Source organism: Rhizobacter sp. P5_A1 (genome assembly GCF_056400745.1).
The window spans coordinates 102081-122348 of the sequence record NZ_JBFUKR010000003.1; the positions used below are offsets into that span (position 1 = coordinate 102081).

Annotated in this window: 23 protein-coding genes; 15 read left to right on the forward strand and 8 right to left on the reverse strand. The window is 68.4% G+C overall.

Going from position 1 to position 20268, the window contains the following annotated elements; all coding sequences use genetic code 11:
* Positions 1–8: 8 nt before the first annotated feature.
* Genes AC1DTW_RS04040 through AC1DTW_RS04055 form a run of 4 tightly spaced genes read left to right on the forward strand, consistent with a single transcriptional unit; the run spans position 9 to position 5126 of the window.
* Positions 9–863, forward strand: a complete 855-nt coding sequence (locus tag AC1DTW_RS04040) for an ABC transporter permease (protein ID WP_477979366.1) — start codon at positions 9–11, stop codon at positions 861–863.
* Positions 863–2503 (forward strand): ABC transporter ATP-binding protein, encoded by a 1641-nt coding sequence (locus tag AC1DTW_RS04045; protein WP_477979368.1) that lies wholly within the window; start codon positions 863–865, stop codon positions 2501–2503. The genes AC1DTW_RS04040 and AC1DTW_RS04045 overlap by 1 nt, the downstream gene beginning before the upstream one ends.
* 23 nt (positions 2504–2526) lie before the next feature.
* Positions 2527–3615 (forward strand): tartrate dehydrogenase, encoded by a 1089-nt coding sequence (locus tag AC1DTW_RS04050; protein ID WP_477979370.1) that lies wholly within the window; start codon positions 2527–2529, stop codon positions 3613–3615.
* Positions 3616–3644: 29 nt separating this feature from the next.
* Positions 3645–5126, forward strand: coding sequence for an NAD-dependent succinate-semialdehyde dehydrogenase (locus tag AC1DTW_RS04055; protein WP_477979372.1), 1482 nt, complete (start codon positions 3645–3647; stop codon positions 5124–5126).
* Positions 5127–5145: 19 nt separating this feature from the next.
* Here the strand turns inward: AC1DTW_RS04055 and AC1DTW_RS04060 are convergent, their stop codons facing one another.
* Genes AC1DTW_RS04060 through AC1DTW_RS04075 form a run of 4 tightly spaced genes read right to left on the reverse strand, consistent with a single transcriptional unit; the run spans position 5146 to position 8334 of the window.
* A complete protein-coding gene (locus tag AC1DTW_RS04060) occupies positions 5146–5559 on the reverse strand; it encodes a hypothetical protein (RefSeq protein ID WP_477979374.1) in 414 nt (137 codons plus the stop codon).
* 48 nt (positions 5560–5607) lie between these two features.
* Positions 5608–6654 carry an alpha/beta hydrolase gene (locus tag AC1DTW_RS04065; protein WP_477979376.1) on the reverse strand — a complete coding sequence of 349 codons (1047 nt, stop codon included), beginning with the start codon at positions 6652–6654 and terminating at the stop codon, positions 5608–5610.
* A complete protein-coding gene (locus AC1DTW_RS04070) occupies positions 6654–7505 on the reverse strand; it encodes an aldo/keto reductase (RefSeq protein WP_477979377.1) in 852 nt (283 codons plus the stop codon). Before AC1DTW_RS04070 ends, AC1DTW_RS04065 begins: the two co-directional genes overlap by 1 nt.
* Positions 7506–7527: 22 nt before the next feature.
* Positions 7528–8334: a (R)-mandelonitrile lyase gene (locus AC1DTW_RS04075; protein WP_477979379.1), complete on the reverse strand. Its 807-nt coding sequence runs from the start codon at positions 8332–8334 to the stop codon at positions 7528–7530.
* 138 nt (positions 8335–8472) lie between these two features.
* Here AC1DTW_RS04075 and AC1DTW_RS04080 point away from each other — a divergent pair, with 138 nt between their 5' ends.
* Entirely contained in the window at positions 8473–9432 is a 960-nt protein-coding gene (locus AC1DTW_RS04080) for a LysR family transcriptional regulator (RefSeq protein ID WP_477979381.1), read from the forward strand.
* A gap of 78 nt (positions 9433–9510) precedes the next feature.
* On the opposite strand, the gene AC1DTW_RS04085 is transcribed toward AC1DTW_RS04080, so the two are convergent.
* Positions 9511–10203 (reverse strand): hypothetical protein, encoded by a 693-nt coding sequence (locus AC1DTW_RS04085; protein ID WP_477979383.1) that lies wholly within the window; start codon positions 10201–10203, stop codon positions 9511–9513.
* 119 nt (positions 10204–10322) lie between these two features.
* On the opposite strand from AC1DTW_RS04085, the gene yidD reads away from it, so the two are divergent.
* On the forward strand, positions 10323–10829 hold the full coding sequence (gene yidD / locus AC1DTW_RS04090; RefSeq protein ID WP_477979385.1) for a membrane protein insertion efficiency factor YidD: 507 nt from the start codon (positions 10323–10325) through the stop codon (positions 10827–10829).
* Between the two features lie 126 nt (positions 10830–10955).
* Complete coding sequence (locus tag AC1DTW_RS04095) at positions 10956–11414, forward strand: Hpt domain-containing protein (RefSeq protein ID WP_477979387.1); 459 nt, start codon at positions 10956–10958, stop codon at positions 11412–11414.
* A 79-nt stretch (positions 11415–11493) separates the two neighbouring features.
* On the opposite strand, the gene AC1DTW_RS04100 is transcribed toward AC1DTW_RS04095, so the two are convergent.
* Positions 11494–11901, reverse strand: coding sequence for a hypothetical protein (locus tag AC1DTW_RS04100; protein ID WP_477979389.1), 408 nt, complete (start codon positions 11899–11901; stop codon positions 11494–11496).
* 163 nt (positions 11902–12064) lie between these two features.
* Between AC1DTW_RS04100 and AC1DTW_RS04105 the strand changes: the two genes are divergently transcribed.
* From AC1DTW_RS04105 to AC1DTW_RS04120, 4 genes are all read left to right on the forward strand, one after another.
* Entirely contained in the window at positions 12065–12217 is a 153-nt protein-coding gene (locus tag AC1DTW_RS04105; protein WP_477979391.1) for a hypothetical protein, read from the forward strand.
* Positions 12214–12450 carry a hypothetical protein gene (locus tag AC1DTW_RS04110; RefSeq protein ID WP_477979393.1) on the forward strand — a complete coding sequence of 79 codons (237 nt, stop codon included), beginning with the start codon at positions 12214–12216 and terminating at the stop codon, positions 12448–12450. The genes AC1DTW_RS04105 and AC1DTW_RS04110 overlap by 4 nt, the downstream gene beginning before the upstream one ends.
* A 168-nt stretch (positions 12451–12618) precedes the next feature.
* Positions 12619–13302, forward strand: coding sequence for a PEP-CTERM sorting domain-containing protein (locus AC1DTW_RS04115; RefSeq protein WP_477979395.1), 684 nt, complete (start codon positions 12619–12621; stop codon positions 13300–13302).
* Positions 13303–13574: 272 nt separating this feature from the next.
* Complete coding sequence (locus tag AC1DTW_RS04120) at positions 13575–13787, forward strand: hypothetical protein (RefSeq protein ID WP_477979397.1); 213 nt, start codon at positions 13575–13577, stop codon at positions 13785–13787.
* 23 nt (positions 13788–13810) lie between these two features.
* Here AC1DTW_RS04120 and AC1DTW_RS04125 read toward each other — a convergent pair whose 3' ends face one another.
* On the reverse strand, positions 13811–14560 hold the full coding sequence (locus AC1DTW_RS04125; RefSeq protein WP_477979399.1) for a Crp/Fnr family transcriptional regulator: 750 nt from the start codon (positions 14558–14560) through the stop codon (positions 13811–13813).
* 165 nt (positions 14561–14725) lie between these two features.
* Here AC1DTW_RS04125 and AC1DTW_RS04130 point away from each other — a divergent pair, with 165 nt between their 5' ends.
* Together AC1DTW_RS04130 and AC1DTW_RS04135 are read left to right on the forward strand one after the other, a co-directional pair.
* Complete coding sequence (locus AC1DTW_RS04130; protein ID WP_477979401.1) at positions 14726–16954, forward strand: xanthine dehydrogenase family protein molybdopterin-binding subunit; 2229 nt, start codon at positions 14726–14728, stop codon at positions 16952–16954.
* A 10-nt stretch (positions 16955–16964) separates the two neighbouring features.
* Positions 16965–17423: a (2Fe-2S)-binding protein gene (locus AC1DTW_RS04135; RefSeq protein WP_477979403.1), complete on the forward strand. Its 459-nt coding sequence runs from the start codon at positions 16965–16967 to the stop codon at positions 17421–17423.
* A 48-nt stretch (positions 17424–17471) separates the two neighbouring features.
* Here AC1DTW_RS04135 and AC1DTW_RS04140 read toward each other — a convergent pair whose 3' ends face one another.
* Positions 17472–18530: an ABC transporter substrate-binding protein gene (locus AC1DTW_RS04140; RefSeq protein WP_477979405.1), complete on the reverse strand. Its 1059-nt coding sequence runs from the start codon at positions 18528–18530 to the stop codon at positions 17472–17474.
* A gap of 15 nt (positions 18531–18545) precedes the next feature.
* Between AC1DTW_RS04140 and AC1DTW_RS04145 the strand changes: the two genes are divergently transcribed.
* Together AC1DTW_RS04145 and AC1DTW_RS04150 are read left to right on the forward strand one after the other, a co-directional pair.
* The gene (locus AC1DTW_RS04145; RefSeq protein ID WP_477979815.1) at positions 18546–19646 is read left to right on the forward strand and encodes an AraC family transcriptional regulator; all 1101 of its coding nucleotides are present in this window, start codon (positions 18546–18548) and stop codon (positions 19644–19646) included.
* Positions 19647–19734: 88 nt separating this feature from the next.
* Complete coding sequence (locus tag AC1DTW_RS04150; protein WP_477979408.1) at positions 19735–20238, forward strand: SRPBCC family protein; 504 nt, start codon at positions 19735–19737, stop codon at positions 20236–20238.
* Positions 20239–20268 lie beyond the last annotated feature (30 nt).

The following is a 20268-nucleotide window of genomic DNA, read 5'->3' on the forward strand; positions in this document are numbered from 1 at the left end:
GCACTGCGATGAACGACTCCACGCTGACCCTCCCCGTCAAGCCGCGCCGCGCCCGCCGCGCGTTCAACCCGGTCGCGCTGCTGAGCGGGGCGGTGCTGCTGTTCTGGCTCATCGCGGCGCTGATCGGCCCGAGCCTGATGAGCCAGGGCGGCAGCAGCATGGGCGAGGCGGCGGTGTTCGCGCCGATCAGCACCGCCCACTGGTTCGGTACCGATTTCCTCGGCCGCGACGTGCTCGCGCGCGTCGTGCAGGGAACGCGCTACACGGTGGGCGTGGCGCTGACCGCGACCTTGCTCGCCAGCGGCTGCGGCACCTTGCTGGCGCTGCTTGCGGCGGCCAGCGGGCGCTGGCTCGACGCGCTGCTGAGCCGCGCGATCGACACGCTGACCTCGGTGCCCGGCAAGATGTTCGCGCTCATCATGGTCGCGGCCTTCGGCTCGTCGATGCCGACGCTGATCCTGACGGCGGCCATCATCTACCTGCCAGGTGCCTACCGCATCGCGCGTTCGCTGGCCGTCAACATCGACGCGATGGATTACGTGACAGTCGCGCGCACGCGCGGAGAAGGGCGCCTGTACATCATGCTGCACGAGATCCTGCCCAACATCGTCGGCCCGATGCTGGCCGACCTGGGCCTGCGTTTCGTCTACGTCGTGCTGCTGCTTGCGTCGCTGAGTTTTCTCGGCCTGGGCGTGCAGCCGCCCGCCGCGGACTGGGGTTCGCTGGTGCGCGAGAACATCGGCGCACTGCCGCTCGGAAGCGCGGCGATCATCATGCCGGCGCTGGCGATCGCGAGCCTGACGATCGCCGTCAACCTGCTGATCGACAACCTGCCCGGCCGCTCGGCCCGCGGAGCGCACTGATGGGCGCGGTCGTCACGGTCAGCCAGCTGAACATCGTCGCGGGCGCACGGGGCGGCGCCGAGCAGGCCATCGTCAAGGACCTCAACTTCAGGATCGCGCCCGGCGAGGTGCTGGCGCTGATCGGCGAGTCGGGCTCGGGCAAGACCACCACCGCGCTGGCGCTGATGGGCTACGCGCGCGACGGCTGCCGCATCGCGGGCGGCAGCATCCGGATCGGCGAGGTCGACGTGCTGGCGCTGTCGCCGGCGCAGCAACGCGCGCTGCGCGGGCGCACCGTGACCTACATCGCGCAAAGCGCGGCGGCCTCGTTCAACCCGTCGCGCTCGATCATGGACCAGGTCGTCGAGCCGGCGCGCATCCACGGCCTGATGTCGCGCGCCGACGCCGAGGCGAAGGCGGTCGCGCTGTTTCGCGAGCTCGCGTTGCCCGACCCGCAGCGCATCGGTTCGCGCTACCCGCACCAGGTCTCGGGCGGGCAGTTGCAGCGGCTGATGGCGGCGATGGCGCTGATCACCGACCCCGAGCTCGTGATCCTCGACGAGCCGACGACGGCGCTCGACGTGACCACGCAGATCGAGGTGCTGCGCGCGTTCCGCCGCGTCGTGCGCGAGCGCCGCGCGACCGCGGTCTACGTGAGCCACGACCTCGCCGTCGTCGCGCAGATGGCCGACCACATCCTGGTGCTGCGCGACGGCGCGATGCGCGAGATCGGCAGCACCGAGCAGATCATCGAGGCCCCGGCCAACGACTACACGCGCAGCCTGCTGGCCGCCGCGCTGCCGAAGATGCGCGACGCCGGTCAGGCCTCGAGCGCGATCGACGCACGCCCGCTGCTCGAGGTGACCGGGTTGTCGGCCGGCTACGGTGCCAAGGGCAGCGACGGCCAACCGGCGACACTGATCCTGCAGGACATCGACCTCAAGCTCTACCGCGGCCAGGCCGTCGGCGTGATCGGCGAATCGGGCTCGGGCAAGACCACGCTGGCGCGTGCGATCGCCGGCCTGATCGCGCCGTGCCGCGGCGACATCGTGTTCGACGGCCGCGAGCTCGGCGCGACGCTGAACGAGCGCCCGAAGGACGATCTGCGCCGCATCCAGATCGTGTTCCAGATGGCCGACACGGCGCTCAACCCGTCGCAGACGATCGAGCGCATCCTCGCCCGGCCCCTGCAGTTCTACAAGGGCCTGCGCGGCGCCGCGCTGCAGGCGCGCATCACGCAGCTGCTCGACCTGGTGCAGCTTCCGGCCGCGGTGGCACAGCGCCTGCCCGGCGGCCTCTCGGGCGGGCAGAAGCAGCGCGTGAATCTCGCTCGCGCGCTCGCGGCCGAGCCCGACCTGATCCTGTGCGACGAGGTCACCTCCGCGCTCGACACCGTGGTTGCCTCCGCGGTGCTCGACCTGATGGCGCAGCTGCGGCGCGAGCTCGGCGTGTCGTATCTTTTCATCAGCCACGACCTGCACACGGTGCGCTCGGTCTGCGACGAGATCGTCGTGATGCAGCACGGCCGCAAGCTGGCGCAGGTGGCGCGGGCCGACTTCGAGCGCGGCCCGCAGCACCCGTACTACGAGCTGCTGGCACGCTCGGTGCCCAAGCTGCAACGCGGCTGGCTGGACGACGTGCCTGCCGCCATCGCGGCCTGATTTCTTCCCGGACTGGAGACCCCATGACACAGACCTACAAGATCGCCGTGATCCCCGGCGACGGCATCGGCAAGGAAGTGATCCCCGAAGGCCTGCGCGTGCTCGAAGCCGCGGCCAGGCGCTTCGATCTGTCGCTGCAGTTCACGCACATCGAATGGGCCAGCTGCGACTACTACGCGGCCCACGGCCAGATGATGCCGGACGACTGGAAGGCGCAGCTCGAGAGCATGGACGCCGTCTATTTCGGCGCCGTCGGCTGGCCCGCGACCGTGCCGGACCACATCTCGCTGTGGGGCTCGCTGATCAAGTTCCGGCGCGAGTTCGACCAGTACATCAACCTGCGCCCGGTGCGCCTGTTCGAGGGCGTGCCGTGCCCGCTCGCCAACCGCCAACCCGGCGAGATCGACTATGTCGTCGTGCGCGAGAACACCGAGGGCGAGTACACCTCGCTCGGTGGCGTGATGTACCCCGGCACCGAACGCGAGATCGTGATCCAGGAGTCGGTGTTCTCGCGCCATGGCACCGACCGCGTGCTGAAGTACGCGTTCGAGCTGGCGCAGCGCCGCGCGCGCAAGCACGTCACGGTCGCGACCAAGTCGAACGGCATCGCGATCAGCATGCCGTGGTGGGACACGCGCGCCGATGCGATGGCGAAGCACTATCCCGAAGTGACGACCGACAAGCAGCACATCGACATCCTGAGCGCGCGCTTCGTGCTGCAACCGGACCGCTTCGACGTGGTGGTGGCCAGCAACCTGTTCGGCGACATCCTGTCCGACCTCGGGCCGGCGACCACCGGCACGATCGGCCTCGCGCCCTCGGCGAGCCTGAACCCGGAGCGCAAGTTCCCGTCGCTGTTCGAGCCGGTGCACGGCTCGGCGCCCGACATCGCCGGCAAGAACATCGCGAACCCGATCGCGATGGTCTGGTCGGGCGCGCTGATGCTCGAGTTCCTGACTCACGGCACCGGCGCCGGCCGCGCCGCGCACGACGCGATCGTGCAGGCGATCGAGCGCGTGCTGGTCGAAGGCCCGCGCACCGGTGACCTGGGCGGCAAGGCGTCGACCACCGAACTCGGCCAGGCGATCGCCCAGCGCGTCGCCGCGGCCTGAACCCCCACTCTTCCTTCAGTCTCATCGCCATGCCGCTGACCCTCGCTCACCCCGCGCTGCAACGCCAGCAGAACTTCATCAACGCGCGCTGGTCCGATGCGATCGAAGGCCGTCGCCTCGACGTCACCGACCCGGCCACCGACACCGTGTTCGCGCAGGTGCCCGACAGCGGTGCCGCCGATGCGCTGACGGCCGTGGAGGCCGCGCACGCGGCGTTCCCGGGCTGGCGGGCCCGGCCCGCGAAGGAGCGCGCACAGCTGCTGAAGCGCTGGCACGCGCTGATCCTCGAACACCAGGAAGACCTGGGCCGGCTGATCTCGCGCGAGCAGGGCAAGCCGCTGGCCGAAGGCAAGGGCGAGGTGCTGTACGCGGCGAGCTACGTCGAGTGGTTCGCCGAGGAGGCGACGCGAGCCTGCGGCGACATCATCCCGGCCGCGGTGCGCGGGCGCCGCATGATGGTCGTGAAGGAGCCGGTCGGTGTGGTCGCGGTGATCACGCCGTGGAACTTCCCGGCCGCGATGATCGCGCGCAAGATCGCGCCGGCGCTGGCCGCCGGCTGCAGCGTCGTCGCCAAGCCGGCCGAGGACACGCCGCTGACCTCGCTGGCGCTGGTGCGCCTGGCCGAAGAAGCCGGCGTGCCGCCCGGCGTGCTGAACATTGTGACCGCATCGCGCGAGCGCACGCCCGAGGTCGTCGACGTGTGGCTCGCGGATGCGCGCGTGCGCAAGATCAGCTTCACCGGCTCGACGCCGGTCGGCAAGCACCTCGCGCGCGAATCGGCCGGCACGCTGAAGAAGCTCTCGCTCGAGCTCGGCGGCAACGCACCCTTCATCGTGTTCGACGACGCCGACATCGACGCCGCGGTCGAGGGCCTGATGGCCGCCAAGTTCCGCAACGGCGGCCAGACCTGCGTCTGCCCGAACCGCGTGTTCGTGCAGGATTCAGTGCACGATCGCTTCGTCGGCAAGCTGGCCGCTCGCGTCGGCGCGCTGAAGGTCGGCCCGGCCACCGAGCCCGACGCGCAGATCGGGCCGATGATCAATGCGCGCGCGATCGAGAAGATCGAGCGCCACGTGCAGGACGCGGTGGCCCGCGGCGCGCGGGTCGTCGTCGGCGGCGAGCGCCTGCACTCGGCGCGCTGCGCCGGCCCGAACTACTACGCCCCGACCGTGATCGTGAACGCCGACGCGGCCATGGCCTGCTCGTGCGAGGAGACCTTCGGCCCGGTCGTGCCGGTGACGCGCTTCGAGACCGAAGCCGAGGTCGTCAAGGCGGCCAACGACACACCGTTCGGCCTGGCCGGCTACTTCTATTCGCAAGACGTTTCGCGCATCTGGCGCGTTGCGGACGCGCTCGAATGCGGCATCGTCGGCATCAACGAAGGCGCGCTCGCTTCGGAAGCCGCGCCGTTCGGCGGCGTGAAGGAATCCGGCTACGGCCGCGAGGGCTCGCGCTACGGGCTCGACGACTACATGCACACCAAGTACCTGTGCCAAGGCAACCTGGCTTGACACGCAGGTCGTGAGCAGCTCAGCGCGACCGGACCTGCGCGCCGGTCTGCAGCCAGCGCGGGTCGAACCAGCGATCGGCCGGGCCGTCGTACGGTAGCCGCGTGATGTCCCAGTGGCGGATGAAGCGGGCGTAGACGTCCCACACCGGCGGGCCGCCGCCGATGTAGACGACGCGACCGGGAAAGCGGTCGAGCATCGCCTGCGGGTCGTCGCCCGAGCGCAGCGTGACCAGCGTGCGGTCCGCGTGCGCGAACTGCGGCACCGCGCCGATGGTGCGCGGGCCGGCCATCAGCACGTGGCCGCGGGTCATGTCGAAGAACCGCGCCACATCGGCCTCGAATTCGGGGCGGCGGTCGCCCTCCCACGGCAGGTGCCCGTTCAACCCCAGTTGACCGCTCAGGCCGATCGCGCACATCGATCGAACGTCAGCCATGTCGTCCTCGCTCGCTGCTCATCAGGTTCGCAGTGTCGCCGAGAACGTTCAGTCGAGCTTCTTTCGCGCGAGGAAGTCGGACATCAGGTCGGCGATCTCCACGTTGTTGACGTCGGAGAACGGAAAGTGCGTGTTGCCCCGGATGCCGATCTCGGGAAGGTGTACCAGCGTCGCGTCGCCGCCGTGCCGGTTGATGGCCTCGGTCCAGAGCCTGGCCATGGCCAGGCGCACTCGCCAGTTGTCCTCGCCGAAGTTCCCGGAGGGCTCGTCGGGAATGTTGTCGCCGTAGTAGACGACGATCGGAATCCGCGTCAGCTTGAGGAACTGCGCGATCGGCACCGCGACGGCTTCGAGCGGGCCGGCGGCACTCGGCATCGGCGGCGGCACCTCGCCTTCCGGAAAGACGAAGTTGCTGCCCGGTTCGTAGCTGACGATCGCCCGCACGTTGGGGTTCTTCATCGCGACGGTCCAACCCAATCCGCCGCTGTGCGAGTGCGTGACGAGCACCGCGGGGCCGATGCGGTCGAACAGCGCCGAGACGCCGTCGGTGACCACCTTCGCGTCGAGCGGTCCGGTGTCCGGAACCATCTGGCGGAAGTACTGGTTCAGTGCCTCGGGCTCGCGCGAGAACTGCACCCCCGGAAAGAACTCGGGCCAGCGGCCCAGGCGGAACATGTTGAACCAGCGTTGCTCGTCCGGTGCCGCATTGACGGTCGCGGCGACCGTGCTGCGCGCGGCGCCGCCGCGCCGCGGCTGATCGACCAGGTAGACCGGGAAGCGGCGGCGCAGGAAGAGGGTCTGGTAGCCCTCGCGACCATCGGCGGTGGTCTCCCAGGTCTTGCCGAACTGCCCGAAGCCGTGCCACATCACGAGCGGCAGCTTGCGGGCGTTCGCCGGGACCTGATAGAAGACCCGCGCGTGGTCGCCGTGCAAGGTCTGGCCCAGTGGGTCGCGGGTGACCGTGCCGCCGACGGCGAAGCTGCCCTGCGCCTGGATCATCAACGGAGCCGGGCGCGCCTTGGCGTCGTCGGCCGCGTGGGCGGTGCCCACGAGGGACACGACGGCCAGCGCGACAGCAAGCGAACGAACTTTCATCAGACGTCGAGCCGCCGCTCGCTCATCCACTTGACGATCGCCGGATCGCGGTGCGAGAAGAAGCTGCTCGTGCCGGTCTCGAGCGTCGCGATGCGCGCCATGTCCGCGCCGTCGAGCTGGAAGTCGAAGATGTTCAGGTTCTCCGCCATCCGCTCCTTGCGCACCGACTTCGCCAGCACGACGACATCGCGCTGGACGAGCCAGCGCAGCACGACCTGCCCGACCGATTTGCCGTACCGGGCGCCGATGGCCACGAGGGCCTCGTTGTGGAAGAGGTTGTTGCGCCCCTCGGCGAACGGCGCCCAGGCCTCGGGCTGCACGCCGTTGTCGCGCATGAACGCCACGCTCTCGGCCTGCTGCTGGAACGGGTTCACTTCGACCTGGTTCACCGCCGGTGCCACGTCGTTGAAGGCCTTGATGTCCATCAGCCGGTCCGGGTGGAAGTTGCTGAGGCCGATCGCGCGCAGCTTGCCCGCCTCGTAGGCCGCTTCCATCGCGCGCCACGAGCCGTGCACGTCGCCGAACGGCTGGTGGATCAGGTACAGGTCAAGGTAGTCGAGCTGCAGGCGGCGCAGCGACTTGTCGATGGCGTCGCGGGTGCGCTCGTAGCCGGTGTCCTGCACCCACAGCTTGGTCGTGACGAACAGCTCCTCGCGCGCCACGCCGCTGCGTCGCAGGCCCCGGCCCACGGCCTCCTCGTTCATGTACGAGGCGGCCGTGTCGATCAGCCGGTAACCGGTTTCGATGGCGTCGACGACGCTGCGCTCGCACTCGTTGGGGTCGGCAATCTGGAACACGCCGAAGCCGGCGATCGGCATCCGGATGCCGTTGTTCAATGTCACGTGCTGCATGTCGAGTTCCTCAAGTGGGTCATCACGGCTTGTTCGCGAACACCTCGCGCGCCACACCGGCCGCCGTGACGGCGTTGGGCCAGCCGGCATAGAACGCGAGGTGGGTCAGCGTCTCGACCAGCTCGTCCTTCGACACGCCGTTGTCGCGAGCGCGTGCCATGTGCGAGCGCAGCTGGTCGGGCCGGTTCATCGCGATCAACGCGCTCACCGTGACGAGGCTCCGGTCGCGTGGCGAGAGCCCGGGCCGTGCCCACACATCACCGAACAACACGTCGTCGGTCAGCTGCGCCAGCTTCGGCGCGACATCGCCCATCAGGCGTTGCGCTTGCGAGGGCTGCGCAGACGCTGCCGCCGCAGCGGGCTGCGACGCGCCGTAGTGCGCGTCGGGCACCTGCTCCAGCCAGTCCACCGCCTTGCCGTCCAGGGCCTCGGTGATGGCGATGTGCGTCATCGCGCTGCCGGGTGCGGCGCCGTGCCAGTGCTTGACCCCCGGCGGGATGTGCACGACGTCGCCGGCCCCGATCTCTTCGATCGGACCGCCCCAGCGCTGCACGCGGCCCACGCCTGCCGTGACGATCAAGGTCTGGCCGAGCGGATGGGTGTGCCATGCCGTGCGTGCGCCGGGCGAGAAGGAGACCGTGCCTGCGGACGTGCGCTCGGGTCCGGCCGGTGTGTAGAGCATCTCGACCCGGACGCTGCCGGTGAAGTTCTGCGCCGGCGCAGTGGTCGCCGATCGCGAACCGGCCCGCGAGATCTGCAGCTCGGGCTCGGCCGCGACCACGGGCGGCAGCATCGACAGGGCCAGCGCGGCGGCAGCGAGTTGCTTCATCGGGGTCTCCTTCGGTGACACACGCATCCCGCCACTCTAGGAGTTCGATTGGCACATGAGTAGCCCGTCGATGCTTGATGGATTGACAACCCAGAGCCGACAATCGGTCGGAAAGGGATCGGTCGAAAGAGAAGCGCCATGGCCATCAACGAACTGCGTTCCATCTCCCTCTTCGTCAGGGCGGCCGAGCTGGGCAGCCTGCGCAGGGCCGCAGAGGCGCTGCACATCAGTCCGCAGGCGGCCAGCCAGGCCCTGGCGCAGCTGGAGCAGCATCTGGATGTGCGGCTGTTTCACCGCACGACGCGTGTGATGTCGCTGACCGACGAAGGCCGGCAGTTCCTGGAGGAGGCTCAGCCGGCGCTGCTCGGCCTGCAGCGGGCCTTGCGGACCGCGAAGCGCGCGAAGGACGAGATCGCGGGACCGCTGCGCATCGTCGGCCCGCGGACGACGTTCCAGCCCGTGCTCTGGAGGTTGCTCGAAGAGTTCTGTCAGCAGTACCCCGGCATCGTGCCCGACGTGCAGTTGGAGGACCGCGTCGGCAACTGGGTCGAAGACCGCGTCGATGTGGGGTTCCGGCTGGGACAGTCGCCGCACGAGGGTGTCATCGCGCGGCGCCTGTTCCCGGTTCAGCTGATCATCTGCGCGTCGCCGGCCTATCTCGAAAGGAACGGCCGGCCGGACAACCTGGCTGCCTTGCAGTCACACCGCTGCAGCGTGTACCGGCACCCAGGGACGGGCGCGGTCGTGCCGTGGCGCGTGAAGGTGGGCGACGATGTGGTCGAACAGGCGGTCGTCCCGGCGATCTGCACCAACGACGAGATCCTGGAACTTCACGCGGTGGTGGCGGGACAGGTGATCGGGCAGTTGGCCGGCGTGTCGGCCGCACCGTACATCCGTTCGGGGCAGCTCGTGCCTCTGCTGGTCGATCACATGCCGGAGCGGTCGAGCTACTTCGTGTACTTCGGGAGCCGCAACTCGCAGCCGGCACGGGCACGCGCGTTCATCGACCTGGCCGTCAAGCGATTGGTCGGCAACGCGGCGTACGTGCTGAACTCGAAGGAACTGAGGGCGGCTCAAGCCAGGGGCCGTCGTCCTTGAAGAGCCCGAGTCGTCACCCCGCGAAATCGGCAGGTCCTGTCGCCCCTCCTTACTTGGACCCCTCCAAACACGCCGACTCTATGTCGCCGCTTCGGATGTCGACGGCGTGGCCGTCGCGCTCCAGCCGAGCGAAGTCTTGTGGAGCATCTCGACCACGTCGTTCGAGAGCGCGGCGCCCAGCGACGGCGCGTCATCAGCGGACCCGGGCGCCAGGGCAACGAATTCACCGGCGTGGCCTTCGGTTTTCTTGAGGTGTTCCACCACCACTGCCCGCGCCTTTTCAGTGCCTCCATCGTCCGCTGCCCGGGCGGTCGAGACATAGAGGAGGGTCGCCTCACGAAGCTCGACGAGCACCTTGTTGCCGAGCGCCTCGGCGGCGCGCCGGTCGACCGTCGGCGCCAACGCCGCGAGGGCGGCGCGGCAATGCAGAGAGAGGCTGAGGAGTTGCTGCAGGTCCTGCCGGAATTCGGGGTTCGGGATGCGCCGTTCTTCGACCAGCGACGCAAGGCGCTTCTGGCTCGCCACGGCGGTCGGCATCATTCGGGCGGCGGCGGCGCGGCACTTCCTGATTCGCTTCGGGTCGAGTTCGCCTCGAGACGTCGCGATGAGGGTGGACACGTAGGCTTCGGCCCCGGCTGCCAGATCCTGCCGCAGTTTCTTCCGGAGTTTGGCCTGGCTCGCCAGCGGGCTCGCGCGCTGTGCGTCCGACAGGGCGCAAGAGGCCTCGTACAGGCCGTCCAGGTCGTCAAGCGCTGTCTCGAGTTCGTTCATGGGGGCCCCCTTTTCTCTGGCCGTAGTGTGCCGCCGCCAGGGCCGGCCCGCAAACGTGCCCGGCGTTCACTGGTCGAGAACCGCAGCGCAACAGCGAACGTCGGTACCCCCGATTGCCCATGCGCATTGCCAGGTGCGGAGGCGACCGGTACCTTGCTCGCGTGCACGCATTCGTCAGGGACCTGCTTCTTCAAGCGATCGCTGTGTACCAGCGATTCGTGTCGCCCTACAAGGGCTTTCGGTGCGCATACGCATGCCACACGGGCAACGCAAGCTGCTCTCGGCTGGGGTTCCGAGCGATTCGATGGCGAGGTGTCCGCGCTGGAATGGGACTGCTCTTCGGGCGGTTCGAGCGGTGCCGCGACGTCTATCACCGATACCGCGATGGCGCGACACCGACGGCGGGACGCATCCAGCGGCAACGAGGGTTCTGTGACGCGCTGGCGTGCATTCCCTGCGATGCCGGGTGTGGCGCCGTCCCGTGCGACGCCTTGTCGGCAGTGGACATGGCCAGCTGCTGCAGCGGTCTTCCATGCCCAACGCCGTGCGACTTCCTGACATGCTGGCCGGAGAAGTCGCAGCGACGGTCGACAAGGCATGAGCGTCAGGGTGAGGCGAGGACGTGAAGAAGCTTTGCCGAGAGGCGTGGAGACGAGGTCCCTGAGGTCGGCGTGACACAACCGGTAGCAGGTGGCGGGAAACCGGGTCAGTTCGATGGATGCTCGTCAGCTGGGTGCCCGACACTGCGAACGATGTCAGCCTGGAAATCTCCGCGGACCTTTCCGGGCTCGTTGAATACGGTGCGCCACAGTCTCGATGGCGCATGGAGCCAGGCCGAGCTCGGAGAGGCCTTCGACGTCACGACGCTGTCCGTCATTGGCGAGTTGGACCCCACCGGCGCCAACGGCGTCGTTCGCGAGGTCCTCGCGATGTTCCGGGACTCGCTGGAGCCGACCCTGGAATCCATTGAGGTCGACCTGCGGCATCCCGGCGGCGCCCAACGACTCCTCTTCGCAGCGCACAAGCTCAAGAGCGCTGCCGGACAAATCGGTGCTCTGCGGCTCGCTGCGGCTTGCGAGGCGGTGGAGATGCATCTGACCCTGAAGGCTCCCCACCAGGGGACCGTCGGCGCCGACCTTCACGGTCTCGTCGACAACCAGATGGTCGAAATCATCCGCGTGCAGCGCCGGCTTCGGACGTTGCTCGCCTAGCTCCAGGCAGCGTGCAAAGAAGAAGCGCCGCGTCTGCGGCGCTTCGAGTCAAGCCACGGGAAGGTCGCTCATCGGCCCATCAATCCCGGTGCCAACGATGGCCGTCGTCGTCGCCCCGGCGGTGCTCGCGACGTTCATGCTCCCATCGCGCGCGCTCGAACTCGCGGTGACGCTCCCAGCGGGAGTATCGGTCGCCGTTCCAACCCCGATAGGTGTCCCGATAGACGACTTCGGGCGTCGAATAGACCACCCGCGGGGGCGCGTAGACGCGAGGTGCCTCGTCATAGTAGGGCTCGGGCGCGACATAGCGGGGCACCGGGGCGTAGTAGACCGGCGCCGGCTCGGCGTAGTAGCCGCCGTTCGACACCACGAGTCCAGGGACTGGCAAGTTGATGCCGACAGACCAATGGGTTCCCGCGTGTGCCGCCGTCGCGCCGAAGAGCGCGGTGCCGGCAGCGAGGGTGGCCAGGAAGGTACGAAGCAGCATGACGGGACTCCTTTACCGCACGCGAATGGCGTTGCGTCCTTCCATCAACGCGAGGTCGGAACCGTCGTTGACGGTCGCCGCGGCAGCTTCGTAATGAGGTGTTGCCGGACCCCTCCATGCAGCGCGGCCGGCACAATCGGCGGCTGCCGATGCGCGATCCACGATGACCTTCCCCCGCACGAAGATCCAGCCGCCACGCCAGCGCGGCGCCCAGATCGAGCGACCTGCGCTCGACCTGGCCGTGCGCGACGCACTCGCCACGCAGCGGCTCACGCTCATCAGCGCGCCGGCCGGTTCGGCAAGACCGCCGCCTTGACGCGCCAGCTGCAACGCCTGCCACCCCGCACGGCGCTGGCCTGGCTGTCGCTCGACGAGGGTGACGAGCTGCCGCGGGTGCTGGAGTGCCTCTTCGCCGCGCTGGAGCCGTTCGATCTGCCGTGGCGGGTCGCTCCCGACACGCTGGCCGCATCGGCGGGTGCCGGCCGCGCCGAGCGCGCCGCGGCCGCGAACGAACTGATCAACGCCGCATGGTGGCGGCACCGGCACTGACTGCGGCCGCAGTTGCGACGCCGCGCCGGCGAACTCGGCGACCCACTGATCGCGTGTCGCGCTGCAGGCGGGCGACGCTCAGGCACACGCCTTGCCCTGGAGAGCGCGCCGTTGGCAGCTCGAACCGACGGCGGCACTGGGACACATCAACAACCGAGGAGAAGATCAGTGAAGAAGCCGTGCCCTCACCACTTGGCTGCCGCGATCGCGATGTGCGCCGGCGCCGCTCATGCTCAGCTCGTGCTCTCCGGACCGGAGGACTTTCAAGGCACCGGCCTGGGCGCAGTCAACACCGTCCTGACGATCCAGAGCCCGGGAGACTCAACCAGCGAATCCGGCAGCGTGGCGTGGAACGGAACCGGCGACGTCAAGTCAGGTGACTTCAAGAGCGGCGCGTCGCAGACCCGGACGCGGACCTTCGCCGAACTCGGCGTGATGTCGGCGGCTGACCTGCGGGTCGTTTTCAATGCGCTCGAACCCGGCAACAGTGCCAACAGCATCCAGCTGACCAGCCTGACGCTCGGCGTGTACGACGGCTCCGGCAATCTGGTCTTCACCGCGTCGACCCCGCAAAGCTACTCGTTTGCCAACACGCTGACCGGCGCGGGCAACTCCGGCTTCGTCTTCGCACTCAGTGCGCCGGACGCGGCGACGCTGCAGGCGCTCTTCAGCGTCGACCTGCGCATCGGTCTGTCGGCGCAGGCGACGAACGCGACCGGAGGGTTCGAGACCTTCTTCGTCGCGAATACGCCGACGACCAGCCCGATTCCAGAGCCCGGCTCGTATGCCTTGATGCTGGCCGGGCTGGGTGTCGCGGGCATCGTCGCGCGAAGGCGTGGCCGGCGCAGCTAGCGCGCGGGTCGCCGGCAAGATTTGCCGCAAGCAGCTCTCACTGCGAGGCGGGCGCCGGGGCGGGCTTCGGCCCCGACTGGGCGCCCGGTTTGGCGGGCTTCTTGGCGGCGACAGCGTCGGCGGCCGCACGCTCGTCGGAGACCCCAAGCGCGTTGGGTAGCCGCCGGCCCACTTCCGGTGCCGCGGAAACCGGGAGATAGGGATCGATCGCGCCGGCCGAGCTCGCCATACTGCTTGCGACAACCTTCCAGGCTTCACCATGCGAGGCACCGTTGACCAAGCAGACAAAGTCCAGAGGCGAATTGGCGCTGCTGGTGGCCGACGCGATCGAGGTGGCCCTCAGCGCATCGCGTGTCATGCCGCCCTTCATCGAAGGCCACATCCGCGACGGCATGGGCCGGAACTGGGATGTCAGCATGCCGGCCCCCACGCCCGTGCATCGCAAGGCCATCGACGGCGTTCGGGACTTGTACGACCTCGGATGAACGGGCGCGTGCAGCGGCTGCCGCTATGACTTGCCGAGTGCGGCGTAGTCCCCGGACGCTGCCGGCGCGCGCGCGCTGCTCGCCGATCGCGTCTCGGGCGAACCGCAATAGCCGCGAAGCCCGGCCAGATCGAGCACCGTGACGCCCCCGAACTCGATGCGCAGCAGGCCAGCCCGCTCGAGCCCGTGCAGCGATTCGTTGGTGCGCTGCCGCGAGACCGCCGACAGCAGGCCGATCTCCTCCTGGCTGAGCTGCACGAAGTTGCCGGCCTGTGGATAGAGATCGGGGTCGAACAGGCTGGCCAGGCAGCGCGCGACGCGGGCGTCCGGCCCGAGCAGGCGGTCGAATTCGACCAGACCGATGAACAGGCTCAGGCGCGCATTCAGCTGTGACAGCAGGAAACGGTTGAAAGCCAGATTCGTCGAGACCAGGCGCTCGAAACTGCGGCGTGGCACGCAGGCCAGGCGCGTCTCGCGCACGGCCACCGCGTCGTAGCGCCAGCGCCCGGCCTTCAGCAGCGAGCCTTCGCCGGCCCAGCCGCCCGTGGTCACGCCGGTGAAGGTGGAATGCCGGCCGTCGGACTGCGAGACCGACATCTTGATCAGGCCATCGATCACGCCGATCCAGTGTTCGGCCGGCTCGCCGCATCGCACCGCGTAGCCGCCCACCCCGAGCCGCCGCTCGAAGGACTCGCGGGCGACCTGATCGAGTTCGTCGGCGCTCAGCGCAGCGGCCCAGAGGCTGCCGCGAAGCATGGTCTGCAGGGTCTGCATGGCGATGTCTCCTCGCGGGGATTCTGTGTCCCTCGCTCGCGAGCCTACGCGGGCGCAGCGCGGGCGGATGCACTCGGAAACACTAGTCAGAGATGTCGTCGCAACGACAACTTCGGCCCGGCACCGACGGCACGATCGCGCGGCCCACCCAAAAAGGAGACAACGATGAGAGATCCGGACTTCACGCTCGCGAACGCCCGCAGCGATGCGCAGGAACCGCAATCGCTGCCGCTCAACCGCCGGCGCCTGCTCGCCTATGCGGCTTCCGCGCCGGCGGTGACCGCCGCGGTGGGGCTGGGCGTCACGCCGTCGAGGGCCGAGGCGCTTCCGCTCCCGCTGACACCGCCCGACACGGTCGACAACTACGACGTCGGCGACTCGATCGTGCAGGTGAGCGCGCCGACGATGCCGCTGGTCCACCTGTCGATCGACTCGGGCGGCGTCTACACGATGGAGCTGCCGCGCCTCGAGTCGGGCACCGGCGTGGCCACTGCGTTGGCGATGATGATCGCCGAGGAAGCCGGTGTGCCGCTCTCGATGGTCAGGGTCAAGTCGGCCGATGCCCAGCCGGAACTGCTCTACAACCAGATCACCGGCGGGTCCTGCACGGTCCGCGCCTTCGAACCCTTGCTGCCGGCGATGGTGCTCGCGGCGCGGGCCAAGGCCGGCTTGCCGCCGCAGGCCGGCGCGCCCAAGGATCCGGCGCAGTACCAGGTCATCGGCAAGCGCTACGGCAAGCTCGACGCGCGCGACATCGTGACCGGCAAGAAGAAGTTCACGATGGACCAGAACGTGCCGGGCGCGGTGCCCACGATGTGCCGCATGCCCTCGCAAATCCGCGGCACGGTGGTCAGCGTCAACAACCGCTCCGCGGTGCTGGCGCTGCCCGGCGTGATCGCGGTCGAGACCATCCCGGGCGGCGGCACGGTCGTCGGCATTCCGCCCGGCGTGGCGGTGATGGCCGAGACCTTCGGCCAGTGCTGGGATGCCTGTCTCGCGCTCGACATCACCTGGGGCGACGGCCCGCTCAAGGGCGAGTCCGACGCGACCATCCGGGACAAGCTGCGCGCTGCGATACCGCCGCTGGTGCCGGCGCTGCCGGGCACGATCTCGATCGACGCCGAGTTCACCTGGAAGGCCGCGACGGCCTGCCCGCTCGAGGTCGAGTGCGCGATCGTCGACGCGACCCGCCCCGATCGCGCCGAAATCTGGGCCGGCCTGCAAACCCCGATCGTCACGACGCAGGCGATCGCGCTGGACCTCGGCCTGCCGCTCGGTTCGGTCACCGCGCATGTCATTCCGAGCGGCGGCGCTTTCGGGCGCCGGCTGTTCTGGGATCCGGTGCAGGTGGCGGCGCAGATCTCCAAGAAGACAGGCAGGATCTGCAAGCTGATGTACCACCGCAGCGACGACATTCGCCACACGCGCATGCGCCCGCCGCAGGTCCACAAGGTCCGCGCGACGCTGCTGCCGTCGACGCTGCTGCTGCCGGGCAACGTGCTCAGCTACCAGCAGAGCATCGGCATCGTGCGGCTCGATGCGCGCCACGGCTACGGCGAGATCGGCACCGCGCTCGGCGGCTCGCTGCCGCCGCTGGTCGCGCAGACGGTCGGCAACCTGGGCTACGAGGAGTTCTTCTTCAAGACCATGGTCGCGTCGCCGTACAACTTCGGCGCCAGCACGAAGCTGCTGTTCCCCGTGCCGATCGCGATGAACACCGTCTCGTACCGCTCGGTCCACATCAACCCGGCACGCACCGTCGAGGAGATCATCGTCGACGAGATGGCGGCCAAGCTGGGCCGCGACCCGGTGCAGTTCCGCCTGGAGTTCCTGCGCCTGGAGCGTGCCAAGGCAGTGCTGCAGCGGGTGGCCGGCGCGGCGCAATGGGGCAAGGCGATGCCCGCGGGCTTCGCGCAGGGCGTGGGCATCCACATGGAGTCGCGCTCCTTCTCGGCCTGCATCGTCGAGCTCGATGCGCGCGACCCGCTGAATTGCAAGGTGACGCGGGTGACGATGGCCATCGACGCCGGCAAGCCGATCAACCCGTCGGGCATCGAGCAGCAATGCCACGGCGGCATCGCGGAGGCGATCTCGCTGGTGCTCAAGACCGGCATCAACATCAAGGAGGGCCTGCCCCAGGAGGGCAGCTACAACCAGTATGCGTTCGCCAGGATGAGGGACTTTCCGAAGAACGTGCAGATCATCGTGATGCCCAACGTCGGCGATGCGGCCTCGGGCATGGGCGAGGTCGGCATGACGGCCCCGTCGGGGGCGATCGCCAATGCGTATGCGCGCGCCACCGGCACCAAGCCGCGCAACTTCCCGCTCAATGCGCAGCCCGTCTTCACGCCCACCCCGGCCGGCCAGCTGCCCGCTGTCCCTGCCTTCAACTGAGGAGCGCTCCATGCCCAACCAAAGCTTCACTGTCAACGGCACGGCGGTCAATGTCGATGCGCCCGACGGCATGGCCCTGCTGTGGGTGCTGCGCGACAAGCTCGGCATCACCGGCCCCAAGTACGGCTGCGGCCTGAACGTCTGCAAGGCCTGCACCTGCCTGGTCAATGGCAAGGCGGTGCAGACCTGCGTCACGAAGGTCTCGTCGGTGCGCAGCAAGCAGGTCACCACGATCGAGGGTCTCGCGAACGGCGACCAGTTGCATCCGGTGCAGCAGGCCTGGCTCGACATCGACGTGCCGCAATGCGGCTTCTGCCAGCCCGGCCAGATCATGGCCGCGGTCGATCTGCTGACGCGCACCAAGACGCCGACCGATGCCGACATCGATGCGATCGAGAACATGTGCCGCTGCGGCACCTACGGTCGCATCCGCCAGGCCATCAAGGCCGCGGGCGCGCTGATGCCGTAACCATGCGGGTGCCCAGCGGGTCGGCGCTGATGGATCCGGGTTGCAGTGCTATTGAATCAGGTGGTCGGCGCGTACCAGCAGCGTCGGAGGGATCGTGATGCCAAGCGTCCGAGCGGTTCGCATATTGATCGACAATTCGAAGTGTGTTGGCCGCTCGACGGGCAAATCGCGAGGCTTGGCCCCGTGGAGAATGCGGTCGATGAACGCGGCGTTCCGAAGATCTTCAGCGGCCGGGGGCTCGGAATAAGTCATCATTACTCCGCTCTCTGCGTATGCGCGGTGCTCCATGATGGTCGGCAAGTGGTGACGCAGAAAGACATCCGCGGTCCGGGCTGAATCGGCTCCGATCGTCGAGTAATTGTTGACCAACGCGGCACCAACCTTTTGCCGCCGCAGCAACGCCACACCATACTCAATGTCGTCGCCCTGAGAAACCTCTCGCACCGCCGCAACGATCAATTTCCCGCCCCTCGCAAGCATCATGGACTCCATGGCGGCGATGGTTTTGTGCTCGCTTTGACGCTCGAGAATCTTTGGGTGAATTAGGTAGCCAACCAGCTTGCTCTCGCCGACAGCTTCCAACAGCAGTTGAAGGCGTTTGAGCATGAGCTCTTGTCCGATGTCCGAGCTTCCGGTCACGTTGCCGCCGGGCCTGTCAAGGCTTTGCACCAAGCCGTCCTCTACCGGGTCGCGTGACGACATCACGATGGGAATCGTCACCGTCGCCCGCTTCGCAGCCAGCGCTGCAGGGGTTCCCCCGACTGTCCAAATCAAGTCGACCTTGAGCGCGACCAACTCGGATGCCAGCTTGTCCAACTGTCCCAAGTCATTGCCGCAAGCGCGACTGATAAAGACAAGGTTGCGCCCAAGAACGTATCCGCGCCTGGAAAGCTCGCTCATCAAGACCTTTGCGTCGGGATCGAGCGGATCCCAAAGGTCGACACCCAGAACGCCGACGCGCATGACTCGCTGTGCCGCCAACGATCGATTCGCGACGCTCGCGAGCACGATGACCAGCCCCGCGTGCCGACGCGAAATGCTCATCTCGAGCAACTTGGGCACGCGATGAAACGCGTGTCCAGTCGACTTCCCTTTGTCGTCACGCAACGGGCTCCTCCCTTGGTGATTTACCCAGGATATCAGGACGGTCTGCCTGCGCGGCCGACTGCGAAGGGCCGCGCGACGCGACAGAGTATCCTCACCGCGCTTGCCCTTCCTGGCGCGGGCTCTGCGATGACCACCCAAGATCCGATGGATACCTTGTCGGGCGTTCTCAAGTCCGTGCGTCTCGAAGGCGCCGTGTTCCTCGATGCCGAATTCACGGCGCCCTGGTGCATGCGCGGGCGTTACGGCCGCACGAGCATTCGGGAGCAGCTCGCCGGCGCGGAGCATGTGGTGCTGTTCCACTTCCTCACCGTAGGCGCCTGCCAGGTCCGGCTCGCCGATGGCGGTGATGTCGTCGATGTGGCCGCCGGCGACCTGATCCTGTTTCCGCAGGACGATCGCCACCTGATGGGCAGCGATCTGCACCTCGCGCCCCTCGAAGCCGACGACCTGATCAATGCCGCGGCTGCGGCTGCGGCCGACCCCGATTTCGTGGCGATCCGCCACGGCGGCGGCGGCGTGGCGACGCGCTTCGTGTGTGGCTATCTGGCGTGCAGCCGCAGCCTGTGCCGCCCACTGTTCGAGGCGCTGCCACGCGTTCTGCGCATTCCGATCGGCGATGGCCAGGCGGCCGTCCTGCTGCGCGAACTGCTGCGCCTCGGTGTGCGTGAATCGTCGGCGTCGCGGCCGGGTGCGCAATCGACGCTCGCCAAGCTGGCGGAGCTGATGTTCGTGGAAGCGCTGCGCCGCTACGTCGAGATGCTGCCGCCGGGCGGCACCGGCTGGCTTGCGGCGGTGGGCGACATGCCGATCGGTCGCGCGTTGGCCCTGCTGCACGAGGAGCCCGGCCGCGCGTGGACGGTCGATGCGCTGGCGCGCGAAGTGGCCCTCTCGCGCTCCTTGTTCGCGCAGCGCTTCGCGGCCCTCGTCGGCGAGTCACCGATGCAGTACCTGATGCGCTGGCGCCTCGCATTGGCAGCGCGCGCGCTGCGTTCGGGCGATGAAGCCATTGCCCGCGTGGCCGAGCGCAGCGGTTACGAGACGGACGCTGCCTTCAGCCGGGCCTTCAAGCGCGAGTTCGGCTTGCCGCCATCCGCCTGGCGCAAGGCGGCGGCCTAGTGTGCTGTCCCGTGGCGGGAATCGGCGGCGGTTTGCGATCTCCAGTTCAACGGCCAATGTCGGCCGTCCACTCGGAGAGACAGCGCACATGAACACGACCATCCGCAACCTGGGCCTCGGGCTGATGATGACCGGCATCGCCGGCAGCACCCTGGCCGCCGACAACAGCTTCTCGGTGACCGAAAAGGTCGACCTGACCTCGACGCCGTCCGCCACCTGGGCGCAGATCCGGGACTTCAACGGCTGGCAGCACTGGCATCCGGCGTTTGCCGGTACCGAGATCACGAAGGGCCACGGCAACGCTGCCGGGACCGTGCGCGTGCTGTCCACCAAGGACGGCGCCAAGTTCATCGAGGAACTGGTGTCGCATGACGCCGGTGCGCGCACCTACAAGTACCGGATCATCGAGTCGCCGCTGCCGCTGGTCGACTACGTCTCGACGCTGGAAGTCAGGGAGAACAAGGTCGGATCGACGGTGATCTGGAGCTCGCACTTCGGCGTCAAGCCCGGCGCATCGGGCGAGGAGATGCAGCGCGCGATCGCCGGCGTGTATCGCGCGGGTCTCGACAGCCTGGCGGGCAGCCCCAAGTAGCCGCGGCGCCTTCGAAGCGACGAGCCCGCG